Annotated in this window: 13 protein-coding genes and 1 pseudogene; 10 read left to right on the top strand and 4 right to left on the bottom strand. The window is 53.7% G+C overall.

The features are described from left to right. A partial coding sequence (locus tag ACR0DX_RS22425) for a LysR substrate-binding domain-containing protein (protein ID WP_480847481.1) occupies positions 1-769 on the bottom strand: 769 nt, incomplete at its 3' end. A 219-nt stretch (positions 770-988) separates the two neighbouring features. Between ACR0DX_RS22425 and ugpB the strand changes: the two genes are divergently transcribed. The 6 genes from ugpB (at position 989) to ACR0DX_RS22395 (ending at position 6,661) form a co-directional block, all read left to right on the top strand. After that, positions 989-2,299: a sn-glycerol-3-phosphate ABC transporter substrate-binding protein UgpB gene (gene ugpB, locus ACR0DX_RS22420; RefSeq protein WP_170353184.1), complete on the top strand. Its 1,311-nt coding sequence runs from the start codon at positions 989-991 to the stop codon at positions 2,297-2,299. 61 nt (positions 2,300-2,360) lie between these two features. Further along, positions 2,361-3,242: a sn-glycerol-3-phosphate ABC transporter permease UgpA gene (gene ugpA, locus ACR0DX_RS22415; protein ID WP_170353183.1), complete on the top strand. Its 882-nt coding sequence runs from the start codon at positions 2,361-2,363 to the stop codon at positions 3,240-3,242. 20 nt (positions 3,243-3,262) lie between these two features. Continuing rightward, positions 3,263-4,099: a sn-glycerol-3-phosphate ABC transporter permease UgpE gene (gene ugpE, locus ACR0DX_RS22410; protein ID WP_170353922.1), complete on the top strand. Its 837-nt coding sequence runs from the start codon at positions 3,263-3,265 to the stop codon at positions 4,097-4,099. Between the two features lie 3 nt (positions 4,100-4,102). Continuing rightward, positions 4,103-5,158 carry a sn-glycerol-3-phosphate ABC transporter ATP-binding protein UgpC gene (gene ugpC / locus ACR0DX_RS22405; RefSeq protein WP_170353182.1) on the top strand — a complete coding sequence of 352 codons (1,056 nt, stop codon included), beginning with the start codon at positions 4,103-4,105 and terminating at the stop codon, positions 5,156-5,158. Beyond that, the gene (locus ACR0DX_RS22400; protein WP_170353181.1) at positions 5,158-6,105 is read left to right on the top strand and encodes a glycerophosphodiester phosphodiesterase family protein; all 948 of its coding nucleotides are present in this window, start codon (positions 5,158-5,160) and stop codon (positions 6,103-6,105) included. The genes ugpC and ACR0DX_RS22400 overlap by 1 nt, the downstream gene beginning before the upstream one ends. A 106-nt stretch (positions 6,106-6,211) precedes the next feature. Further along, positions 6,212-6,661, top strand: coding sequence for an NUDIX hydrolase (locus ACR0DX_RS22395; RefSeq protein ID WP_170353180.1), 450 nt, complete (start codon positions 6,212-6,214; stop codon positions 6,659-6,661). 148 nt (positions 6,662-6,809) lie between these two features. Here ACR0DX_RS22395 and ACR0DX_RS22390 read toward each other — a convergent pair. Next, positions 6,810-7,334: pseudogene (locus ACR0DX_RS22390) on the bottom strand (histidine phosphatase family protein); the annotation flags it as partial. A gap of 728 nt (positions 7,335-8,062) precedes the next feature. Between ACR0DX_RS22390 and ACR0DX_RS22385 the strand changes: the two are divergent. After that, positions 8,063-9,700, top strand: a complete 1,638-nt coding sequence (locus tag ACR0DX_RS22385) for a hypothetical protein (protein WP_170555295.1) — start codon at positions 8,063-8,065, stop codon at positions 9,698-9,700. Positions 9,701-9,822: 122 nt separating this feature from the next. After that, entirely contained in the window at positions 9,823-10,029 is a 207-nt protein-coding gene (locus ACR0DX_RS22380) for a hypothetical protein (protein ID WP_480693329.1), read from the top strand. Between the two features lie 64 nt (positions 10,030-10,093). Here the strand turns inward: ACR0DX_RS22380 and ACR0DX_RS22375 are convergent, their stop codons facing one another. Then, positions 10,094-10,906, bottom strand: a complete 813-nt coding sequence (locus ACR0DX_RS22375) for a helix-turn-helix domain-containing protein (RefSeq protein WP_170555297.1) — start codon at positions 10,904-10,906, stop codon at positions 10,094-10,096. Positions 10,907-11,019: 113 nt separating this feature from the next. Then, positions 11,020-11,415: a substrate-binding domain-containing protein gene (locus tag ACR0DX_RS22370; protein WP_480847477.1), complete on the bottom strand. Its 396-nt coding sequence runs from the start codon at positions 11,413-11,415 to the stop codon at positions 11,020-11,022. Positions 11,416-11,521: 106 nt separating this feature from the next. Between ACR0DX_RS22370 and ACR0DX_RS22365 the strand changes: the two genes are divergently transcribed. Further along, positions 11,522-11,767 (top strand): hypothetical protein, encoded by a 246-nt coding sequence (locus ACR0DX_RS22365; RefSeq protein ID WP_170555301.1) that lies wholly within the window; start codon positions 11,522-11,524, stop codon positions 11,765-11,767. A gap of 316 nt (positions 11,768-12,083) precedes the next feature. Then, on the top strand, positions 12,084-12,445 hold a 362-nt coding region (locus ACR0DX_RS22360; protein WP_480847483.1), incomplete at its 3' end, for a site-specific integrase.

Below are 12,445 nucleotides of genomic sequence, written 5' to 3'. Positions count from 1 at the left end.
AAAGCGTATGTGACAAGAGCGGTTTGAACGGTCGGTAGCTCAATCCGTTGTCTGCATATTGAACGGCGTCCAACTCGCTGACCACGGAAATCCCAACACCTTTTACAGCCAATTCACAAGCTGCCGTGAACTGCCTGACTTCGATGTGGGAGTTGAGTTTGACGTTGGCGCTTTGAAACGCTTTTGAAAGTTGTCCAAAAAAATCGCTGTCGCGCCTTGTGTGTATAATCTTGGCATTCGCAAGATCCGCAGGTGACACCTCGGAGAGTTCTTCCAATTCATGTCCGGTAGGAAACACGCAAACTGTACGGACATCGATGTCTCTGCTTTCGACGGCCGGATGCCCGTTAAAGCTGTCTGTGATTCCGAAATCATATTGCTCACCGATCATCCACTCGAGAATGCGTTCTGGTCTGTCAGGCTCGATCGTCATTGTTACACCTGGCCGATGTTCTAAAAACTCGGCGATGACGTTGGGAAGGTGACTGGTGGCGAACCCAGGCAAACATGCGATGCGGATGTGTCCCGCTTTGCGCTTCGTTATGTCCTGACTGACATCCGAGATTTGCTTCATCAATTCCAAAACACGCTCTACGCTGGGTTGCAGATAACGCACTTCCTGCGAAGGCACTAAGCGACCTTCACGGCGATCAAAAAGTTGAAAGCCAAGCGATTTTTCCAGATCAGAAAGCAGTCGGCTAACCGCAGGCTGGCTTATCCCAAGATCCGTAGCTGCAGCAGTGACCGACCCATTTGTAGAAACTGCCATGAGCGCTTCCAATTGGCGGATCCTCAAAGTTTGACTCATGCTTTGAACCTAGTTCGTTGTTTGTTTTGCAAGTTTATAATGTAATGTTATTCTTTTCTCAAAAATTAAATGCTTGAATTATATAATTGTGACGTTAACGTCGGGAAATCGTCATGTGTGCTGATTACGCGTTGCGGTCGGTATTCAACGAAGCATCAACACTGATGCATGGGAGGAATCATGAATAAGCAATTTCTCGGCGCTCTCGCCGTAACTACTGCGTTGTCCCCCGTGGCGGCGATGGCCCAAACTGAAGTTCAGTTCTGGCACGCCTTCACCGGCCGACTGGGTGAGCTCGTTAAAGCGCAGGTCGAAGAGTTCAACGCCAGCCAGGATGAGTTCGTCGTGGTCGAAAGCCACAAAGGCAACTACTCAGAAACTCTGAACGCAGGAATTGCGGCCTTCCGCGCCGGTGAGCAGCCCCACATTCTAATGGTTTTCGAAGTGGGCACTGCAACGATGATGTCGGCCGAAGGTGCAATCAAACCCGTCTATGAAGTGATGGCTGAAAGCGGTGCATCGTTTGATCCTGACGCGTACATTGGCGCTGTCAAAGGGTACTATACTACAACTGACGGAGAAATGCTCTCACTGCCTTTCAACTCGTCCACACCGGTTCTGTGGGTCAATCGCGATGCCTTCGAAGCGGCGGGTGTTGATCCGGACACAGACCTATCGACCTGGGAAAAGGTTGGCGACGCGCTTGAGCAGCTTAAGGCTGGCGGCGAGGACTGCCCGCTGGTGACAGCATGGCAAAGCTGGATTCACCTCGAGAACCTGTCGGCTTATCACGACGTTCCGTTCGCATCGCAGGACAACGGTTTTGCCGGTCTGGATACCGAGCTGATGTTGAACGGTCCGGCGCAGGTCGCACACCTGACAGCAATGGGTGACTGGGCCAAGGATGGCAAGTTCATCTATACCGGACGCAGAAATGAAGGTGGCGCAAACTTCCGGGCCGGCGAATGCGCATTGTTTACCGAAAGTTCGGCCGGTTACGCTGGCATCAGCTCCGAAGCCGAGTTCGAATTCGATGTGCGCCCGCTGCCCTATTGGGAAGCCTTGGTAAGCGAGCCGCAGAACACCATTATCGGTGGCGCTTCGCTTTGGGTGATGGAAGGCCACGATCCTGAAGCATACAAGGGCGTGGGTGAATTCCTCAGCTTCCTATCCTCATCGGGCGTACAGGCGTCGTGGCACCAGAATACTGGTTATCTGCCGATCACGGCGGACGCAGGCGATGTTACGCGAGCTGCCGGTTTCTATGAGCAAAACCCCGGTACTGATATCGCTGTGATTCAGATGACGGCGAAAGAGCCTACTGCAAATTCGAAAGGTCTGCGTTTGGGATCGTTTGATCAGATTCGCGGCATCATCGACGAAGAGCTCGAGGCCGTTTGGTCCGGCGAAAAAACCGCTCAGGAAGCGATGGACAGCGCGAAAGAGCGCGGTGACGCGCTGCTACGCCGGTTCGAATCCGCCAATCAATAAGTCCTGACTCAATGCGGGCCTGTTTCAGGCCCGCATTTTCTTTATTCGGTGGTTTATCGGGATGGAAAAACGCGTCACCTTTCGCGGCTGGCTGTTGCCACTGGCGCTAATCGCCCCGCAGGTCATCATTTCCGCTGTATTCTTTTTCTATCCGGCGGGGCAGGCTGTGTGGCAATCTCTGTTCATACCTGACCCCTTTGGGCTGTCGTCCCGGTTCGTGGGACTCGGCAACTTTGAATTCCTGCTGAGCGATAAATTCTACCGAGCCTCTTTCGTAACGACGGCAGTGTTTTCAACGCTCGTCACATTGTGCTCGATGATACCGGCGTTGTTTCTCGCGGTCATCGCGGACCGCTTGATCAAAGGATCGGGCGTTTACCGGACGTTGCTGATCTGGCCCTATGCCGTTGCCCCTGCGGTGGCAGGCGTGCTGTGGCTGTTCATGTTCAACACACGCGTTGGCGTCGTCTCGTGGTACCTCGGCCAACTCGGTTATGACTGGAACCATGTCCTTAACGGAACCGAGGCCATGGGGCTGGTTGTTGTAGCATCGGCTTGGGGGCGCATCAGCTATAACTTCCTGTTCTTTTTCGCAGCCCTGCAATCGGTTCCGCGGTCGGTGATCGAGGCTGCCGCGATCGACGGAGCGCGCTTCTGGCGCCGGTTCTTCACAATTGTACTGCCGCTGCTATCTCCGACGGCGTTTTTCCTGCTGGTGGTGAATGTCGTTTACGCTTTCTTTGAAACCTTTGGCGTTATCCACACCATCACAGGCGGAGGCCCACAACAGGCGACGACCATTCTGGTCTACAAAGTCTTCTCAGACGGGTTCGTCGGGCAGGATCTCGGTTCATCCTCGGCGCAGTCAGTCATTCTGCTAATCGTGGTCGGCCTATTGACCGTCATCCAGTTCAAATATGTGGAAAAAAGGGTGCACTACTGATGGCCGCCCAACAACACGGTATGGTCGAAAAACGCGGGATGGGGATCTGGTTGACCCATGCGCTAATGATCCTCGGCGTTCTGATCATCTTCTTTCCGATCTGGTTGGCATTTGTGGCCTCGACCGTTACCCAGCCGGAAATCGTTTCACCGCCGATGCCCTTGGTGCCGGGTGATCAGTTCTGGGAAAACTACAAGGCTGCATTGTTTTCTGGCGTGAATGTGCCTGTCGCCACGATGTTGTTCAACAGCCTCGTGATGGCCATTGGTATTGCGGTGGGTAAGATCATCATTTCATTGCTGTCAGCCTTTGCGATTGTCTATTTTCGATTTCCCGGTCGAACGACGTTCTTTTGGCTAATTTTCCTGACGCTGATGCTACCGGTCGAGGTTCGCATTGTTCCAACTTTTGAAGTTGTCGCCGGGTTCGGCATGCTCAACAGCTACTATGGGTTGATCTTCCCACTTATCGCCTCGGCCACGGCAACGTTCCTGTTCCGGCAGTTTTTTCTGACAATCCCAGATGAACTGGCCGAAGCAGCTCGAGTCGACGGTGCCCGCCCGATGCGGTTCTTCATTGATATCGTTGTGCCAATGAGCAGGACCAATATCGCGGCGCTGTTTGTGATCCTGTTCATCTATGGCTGGAACCAATACCTTTGGCCGCTGCTCATCACCACCGACCCTGAAATGAACACCATTGTGATGGGCATCAAACAGATGTTCCCGTCCGGCGATGATGTGGCCGAATGGCCGGTCATCATGGCCACATCAATACTGGCAATGATCCCACCGGTCATAGTGGTGGTGTCGATGCAAAAGCTCTTTGTCCGCGGCCTTGTCGATAGCGAGAAGTAAGAAATGGCAACAGTAACCCTAGAGAACGTCAAAAAGAGCTTTGGCCCAACGGACGTCATCCACGGCATCGACATCGATATTGCTGATGGTGAGTTCATCGTGATCGTCGGACCCTCGGGTTGCGGCAAGTCCACGCTGTTGCGGATGGTTGCGGGTCTCGAAACCGTGACCGATGGCGAAATCCGAATTGGAGCGGACCGAGCCAACGACAAAGAGCCGATGGATCGCGACATCGCGATGGTGTTCCAGAACTATGCACTCTATCCACACATGTCTGTGCGCCAGAATATGGGGTACGGCCTTAAGATCGCCGGTCTGCCCAAGAGCCAGATCGACGAGAAGGTGACTGAGGCTGCCAAGCTGTTGCAACTGGAACCCTTACTGGATCGCAAACCAAGACAACTTTCCGGCGGCCAACGTCAGAGGGTGGCAATGGGTCGGGCTATTGTCCGCGAACCAGCAGTATTCCTGTTTGATGAACCGCTGTCGAACCTAGACGCTAAACTGCGTGTTCAGATGCGTCTGGAAATTCGTGAGCTTCAGGAGAAGCTGGGCATCACCTCGCTTTACGTAACCCACGATCAGGTCGAGGCGATGACGATGGCAGACAGGATGATCGTCATGAACGGCGGTATTGCCGAACAGATTGGAACTCCGCTGGAGGTGTACGAAACACCGAGAACACTGTTCGCGGCACAGTTCATTGGCAGCCCGGCGATGAATGTGTTTGATGCCCGGCGTGAGAACGGGACAGTCAAGATCGGTGAAATAGAAGTTGGCCCATCTGCGGGTCCCGATAACGCGTTGAAGCTGGGGATCCGCCCAGAGCACCTGTTGTTGGACGATAGTGGTCCGCTAGAAGCGACGATTCAAATGGCGGAACCGTTAGGGGCCAACACCCTATTGCATGGTCAACTCGCGATAGGCGGCGGAGCGATCACGATAAGCCTGCCGGGCGTCCACCCGATCGAAGGCCGGCATCCGAACATGCGGTTCTCGGTCGTCCCAGAGCACATGCATCTATTTGACCAATCAACCGGGGAAAGGTTGGGCGGCTAATGGCGTTTCCGCAGGTCGAAGCATTTCGTGGTGCTAGCAACTTGATCCGTGTTGTGGGGCATCGAGGGGCAAGAGGCGTCTTGCCTGAAAACAGCATGATTGGCTTTGATTTCTCGCTGTCCATTGGCGTACCGCTTCTTGAATTCGATGTCGTTCTGACGGCTGATGACGTTCCGGTTATTACCCACAATCATCGTCTGCACGCATCTGGCTTTCGCGACGCCAATGGCCTGTTTCTGACCGGTGAAGAGCCGAAAGTCTCATCTCTGACTTTCGAGCAAATCCAGCAATTCGACATTGGACGGTTAGACGGGCATTCTGACTATGGCCAACGTTTCCCGGATCAGGCGCAACTGGACGGCGTTTGTGTTCCAAGGCTGATAGACTTGCTCGATTTGGTAGCCGAACCAAAATACGGCGATGCCTATCTGATGCTCGAACTGAAGTCGGATCCTGACCTGGCTCATGATGCGATTTATCGAGAGAACTTTGTTGGGCGAATTCTTCAGGAGGTTCGCGCCAAAGGTCTATCTACGCGCGCGGTTTTACACAGTTTTGACTGGAACCTTTTAGAAGAATGCCAGCGACAGGCTCCGGATATGCCGTCTTCTTACCTTACGCAGCTTCCGGAAAATGAGGACGATGTGGGCGAGGATTCCTCGAAAGCGGTTTGCCCAGATTTTCGCGGTCGCAGCGACGAAATCCCACTTTTGGTGAAGCAAGCCGGTGGTTCGCTTTGGTGCCCATATTATGCTGATGTGACAGCAGAAAATGTGACCCTTGCAAAAGAGCTGGGCTTATGTGTCGCCGTTTGGACGGTCAATGAGCACGAAGAAATAAGCAGGATGATCGACCTGCGCGTGGATGCAATTGTATCTGACTACCCTGGGCGGGTTCAAAGGCATCTGTCGGATTTAGGCATGGGGTGGAATACCGACAACCAGTGAATTCTGCGTCGCTAATTGGTGACGCTTATTTGTGTTTCTACCAGTCACAATCGGAAATGATCGGTCACATCATCACTTCAACCTGCTGTGGAGGGCGAGAAGCATAGTGGCTCAGCGTACTAAACAAGTTGCAGCATTGCCTCTGCAGTTGTTCGGCGACCGCCTCAAGGTGCTCCTTATCACGTCGCGTGACACAGGGCGCTGGATCATGCCCAAGGGCTGGCCGATGGACGGCGAGCAAGACTGGCGCGCGGCGGAAATTGAAGCGTTGGAGGAGGCTGGGGTAGAAGGTACAATTTCCCGACAGCCGATCGGTGAGTTTGAGTACGCTAAGATTTTTAACGACGGTTCCAGTGTCCTAGTGAAGGCCGCCGTCTACCCGCTTTACGTCGATAAGGTGAAGCGCCGTTGGAAGGAAAGGCACGAAAGAAAAAGGCACTGGTTTTCACCGAAAGGAGCTGCGAAAGCACTCAAACAGCCAGAGCTGGAAGACTTGCTCTTAGACCTAAAAAACGACCCTAAAAAGAATAAATCAATTCGCGGATTGCTACCTTGAACCGATGCGTTGCAGTTTCTTCAGACTTAGGTCGATAGCTACGTGACTTTGAACAAAACGACTTAACCCTTTCATTCAGAAATTGTTTTCTAGGCTTGAAGCCAGCGGAAATCCTATATCATGGGATCAAGTGCCAAACATCGACACCTCAGTGCTCAACGAATGTTGATTGTCCGCATCGCAACTCGATGAAACCATCTTGAGGTTCATTCAATTCAAAAACTCTTTCGGGGGACAAGTTCAAATAGATCCCTCGAAACACGCGCAGGGTTAAGCCGTGGCCAACAACTATGACAGCCCCCTCAAACGACTTGCCGGAATACCAAGCAAAAACCCGATTATGTACGTCAGCATAGGATTCTCCGCCCGGCACAGGATAGTTCCAACGGTCAGAACAGCGCGCATCCCATTCCAGGGGAAACCGCCTTATGATCTCGTTTTCCGTCAAGCCCTCCCATTGTCCAAAACTGCATTCCATCAAACGCTTCTCATATTCGATGGTTTCTGGTGGTAGGCCAAGCTCTTCAAGGACGATGGAAGCTGTTTGTGCCGCTCGACCAAGTGGGCTTGAAATTACCCTCAGAGGGTGACAGCTGGATGGGCGGCGACTTAGTCTTTTTGCACTCGCTACTGCTTGAGCGACCCCTCGCTTGGTCAAAAACGAGTTCTGCCGACCTTGACGTCGTTTCTACAAATTCCATTCGGTTTCACCATGGCGAAGCAAGAAAATAGCAGGGCTGAGTTTTTGGTTCAAAACTTATCTAAGCCTTCCTGCACTGAAGCAAACCGAATAACCTGATTTCTCTTCCACGTAGTGCGCAGTTTAAACGGATGCCGCAGAATTCAATAGAAGCTTCGGATTTGCGCGATTAGGTCTAGGGCGATAGAAAAGGTGATCATGCAACCTTCGCGCCAAGTGCTTTGTCGCTTCACTTGGACTGCTTTGGGCTCTGAGCGGTTGGCGAGCCAGGATTGTCCCAACGACAGCTTCCGAAATCTGAATGTCAGCGCATCGGGCGAAGACGCTGAAAACGCCCGGTCATCTCGACGATTGCAATGCCTGCTTTCGGGAGCAGCCCACAGTTCGAACCGCTGCGGTGCCGCAAGTCCGCTTCGAGCCCAAAGCGGCCTTTATCTATCTATGCCTTTATCGGAGAATTGGGTTTTCTGGACCGATCACTCCAAATCACTATTTTGGGTCATCAAAGCCAACTTGGCGCATGTCAATTCCGGCTAGGTGTTGGAAAATGGGACCGAGAAATGTAATCTCTGCTCAGCTCCATTGATTGGAGATGAAGTGGCCTGCATGCCGCTAGACCGTTCAGAAGGACGTCGAACGCGATCGTTCGAAATTTGACGGTTTTGAATAAGACGGTCATTTTAAAACGCTGGGGGGGAAGCATGAGCTATTTCGACCTTGGGACCTATTCACGGCCCGGCGCATCCGCATCAAATGAAGCGCAAACGTGGTTCGACCGCGGTCTGAATTGGACCTTTGGCTTCAACCACGAAGAGGCGGCGGATTGTTTTCGCAAGGCAATTGCAGCGGATCGCACCTGTGCGTGGGCCTACTGGGGGTTGGCCTTTGCGATTGGTCCGAACTACAACAAAGAGTGGGATTTTTTCGAGCATGAGGAGCGGATCTCGGTCCTGAAAGAAGCGCACGAAGCCCTGTCGACGGCCAAGGCGCAAGCAGGTATCGACACAGTCGCCGCGGCGATGATTGAGGCGCTTACGGCGCGGTATCCGACCGACCCGGAAGTCGAGGATTTCGGTCCGTGGAACGACGCCTTCGCTGATGCGATGCGCCCGATCTATGCGGCCCACCCGAACGACCTTGAGGTCGCGACGATATTTACCGAGGCGTTGATGAACCGCACTCCCTGGGGGCTTTGGGACATTGAGAAAAATCAACCGTCAGACGGCGCGTCGACAGAAGAGGCGCGAAACGTTCTCGAAACCGCATTCTCAAACAACGCTGGCGCTTGGGACCATCCGGGGTTGTTGCACCTCTATATCCACCTAATGGAGATGTCGCCTTGGCCCGAGCTGGCCCTGTCGCATGGGGATCGCCTGCTGGACCTTGTGCCGGACTCTGGGCATCTGGTGCATATGGGGACGCACATCGACGTGCTGTGCGGTGACTACCAGAATGTCATTTGGCGAAATCACCGGGCCGCGGAAGTTGACGAAGCATATGAAGCCTACGCTGGAGCCCAGAATTTCTATACTGTCTACCGTTTGCATAACATCCACTTTGAGGCCTACGGCGCGATGTTCATGGGGCGTAAGTCGCAGGCGCTTGCCGCTGCAACGCGGCTGCAGGAAGTCCTGCCGCGCGAAACGGTCGCGTACCTTCCCGAATTGTTTGAAGCCTTCTGGGGTATGCGTATTCACGTGATGGTGCGGTTCGGCATGTGGCAGGCGCTGTTGGATGAGACGCTTCCTGAAGATCAGGCGCTGTTTTGCTTCACTACCGCTCTGACCCTTTACGGGCGCACCGTCGCCCTGGCCAACTTGGGGCGCATCGACGAGGCCCGGGCGGAATTTGACAAATTCCGTGCTGCGCAGGACAAGGTCGGCGAGGATCGCTTCATGTTCAATAACGAAGCCCGCGACGTCTTGAAAATTGCAGCGGCCATGGCCGAAGGCGAGTTGCTATACAAATCAGGCGAGGTTGAGAAAGGCCTTCTACGTCTGGAGGCGGCCATCGCTGCGTCTGACGGGCTGGTCTACGATGAACCCTGGGGCTGGATGCAACCACCGCGGCATGCGTTGGCTGCCCTGCTAATGGATCAGGGCCGGTTCGCCGAGGCCGAGCTGATCTATCGCGCCGATCTGGGTCTAGATGATACCCTGCCGCGCCCGGTTCAGCACCCGCGCAACGTCTGGTCGCTCCACGGGCTGCACGAGTGCCTTGAGGCCCGCGGAGAAGAGGTTGAGCGGCGCCACGTCACGGAATTACTTGACCAAGCGCTGGCAAGGGCAGAGGTTACCATCCGAGCATCGTGTTATTGCAGAAGCGCTGCGGCAGAATAGGTGCGATGGAAGGTAATTTGGTTCCACTCGCAGTACAATTCACGAAGCGAACCAAAAATTGGGGTTTTGAAACCGCATCAATCGACTGCTTTGAGCCCAAGCCAGCCAGTTTCGACTTCTCGATGAATGTCCGAAACCAGGATGCGGTTTTGGCCTTGAATTGCGCCGATCAAAGCGGGCGTGCTGCAATCTGCGGCTTTTTGACAGTGAAAGCAGCGGTTGCGGCTCTGTACGGCGAAGAGGTTCCAGGTCTGATCGACACAGGTTTCTACTACTACGATGCCTCGAACATTGATGACCCCAAGATTTCGGCCGTTCTGCACGATTGAGGGGAACGACACTCTCAGTCCGGCCTGCTTTATCGGTGGGCCGGACACTTTCACCTCTAGTTTGTCAGGAGAATTGATACCAAAGCGTGCGGGGCAGTGGCATTCGGGTCGCGACGCTGGCTTGTAACTGAGCTGCCGTCGTTTTGAGCGCATCAATGACAAATTCACGCCGGTTGTTGATCAGGGCGGACGCGAAATGTGGAATCGTCAGAGAAGCGATCACGGATTGTCCCATACCATGACGGATAGGTGTCGAAATCTCGCTTATGGCGTTGCTCTCGGGACTGCCGAGCGAAATGTAGTTCTGATCGGCGCAAACTGACGCCTGATCTGAAAACTCTTGCAGAGACTCCTGGCTTTCACCTGATGCTATTCTGCGAAGATACGCCAAGCGATCTTCGCCGGAGGCAATTTCCGAAAGAAAACACGCCCCGGCCGATGTCTGAAACACGGGCGTTGTGTAACCGACCTGCACCGTGACACCGTAGTTTTGCGACGACGAGACACTGTTGATCACAATCAACTCGTCTTTGCCATTGGGCACCCAAAGGTGGTTGGACAGTTCGATCTCTTCCGCCAACCGGTTCATGTAAGGTTCAGCCAATTCTGCCAATTTACTGTTGTCTGTACGGTCTCCACCCAGCAGAGCAAGCTTTCCGGTCAGTTTGAACAGGTCGCCTTCCTGACGGTCGATATACCCACGTTCCTCCAGCACTATCATCATGCGAAAGATTTCGTTCTTTGAACGACCAATACCCTGTGCAAGCTGCGACAAGGTAGGGGCAGTGTCCGACAGCGACAGAAACTCAAGAATATCCAATCCCTTCTCCAAAGCAGGAGCGGAGTATTTTTGGAGTTTCGTTTTTTGCTCGGACATTCGCGGCACCTTTTTTCGAAGCTTTCTCAAAAAAGACAGCAGGGGCGCAAGCCCCTGCGTGTCCGACCGGCCACCCCGACAGGGAGGAGAAAGGAAACCGGTCTGATCGGTTTTTATAGTCCGTTCTTCTTCAGGATTTCACCTGCGTTATCGGCAGTGATTGCCTCGGTGCCCATGACGACCGACTTTGGCACTTCTTCACCTTTCAGGTGCTTCAGAGCCTGACGCAGTCCTTCGGCGCCCGGGGTCGGATACAGGAATGTGGCCGACAGTTCGCCATTGGCTACCCAGGTCACGCCTTCACCTGGCAGGGCGTCAACACCAATGAAGATGATGTCATCTGCGCGGCCCGCGTCTTTGGCGGCCAGATAAGCGCCATAGGCCATCGGATCGTTGTGGCCATAAACCATGGTGATGTCTTCATAGTTGCGCAAGGCGGTCGACATGATGTCGTACGCCTGATCTTGTTTCCAATCGCCTGATTGCTGATCGAGCAGGAAGGACGTCAAGGGGCGTTTTAAACGCCATTGGATTGGGAACCAGCCTGGATTGGCAAAAGCGTTTTACTATGACCTGTACAACGATCCGCGAGAAGTCCAACCGAAGATGCTCCCTATGTTCCCGACAAAAGGAATGTTCGACGTCATGAAAGCGCGACACGAAATGTGGATGGAGGAATACCCCAACAACGAAGAGGCTTTCGGGTTCCCGTTTACAGGCATTGAAAACGCGCGTGCCAAAACACTGGAACACGCCCAACCGCGGTTCTCACCGGATGAGGTGCCATTCGATGTGGAAGGCGCGTTACGACGCGCCCGTCAAAACAGCGAATACCTTGAGCAGTATTGGGGACTGCAGTAGTTTCATTTTGTACTTCCGCCGCTGTGAAGGTGGCGGAAGTACATCACCTTGTCTTTCGGAAAAACAAGGCTGACTTTTGCGCAATTCATCTACCGGTGCGTTTGTATTCGCTCCGCCGCCAGTGTCAGCTTCATCCGCAAAGCGGTCATAGGCTCGTATTCATCGGACGTCCGACTTTATCAGAAGTGGCCATTGAGTATTTTAAACTGCAGTTTGAAATGCGCGCGATCGGTTTCTGTGATGGCAAAGACAGTAAAGTGCGCTGGTTGGCAGGGTGCCGATGCCTGGCGTGGGAGGGCTGGATGGAGACTTCACCATGTCCAGTATTCAGCTTCCAATAATCAGACCGTCTCAACCGCCGTGGAACAAGAACCGACTAATTGGTCAGAAACGTCCACTCCTGCCAAGACAGGTTTGGGCAATTCGTGCGCGGCTCGAACTCGCCGAGAACCCGCGCAACCTTGTGCTGTTCAATCTTGCTATCGACAGCAAACTTCGCGGTTGTGATCTTGTTCGCATGAAAGTGGCGGATCTGGTCGTTGCCGGAGCAGTTCGAGACCGCGTATCGATCGTCCAGAGCAAGACAGGCAGGCCAGTTCAGTTCGAAGTGTCCGAGAACACGCGAAGATCGATTTTTGAGTGGGTCAGATCGCCCGCCATGCTTGGTCGCGAGTTCCT

Source organism: Ruegeria sp. D3 (assembly GCF_056534465.1).
Note: the sequence above shows the minus strand (reverse complement) of the source record. Positions and strands in the feature narration are given on the sequence as shown.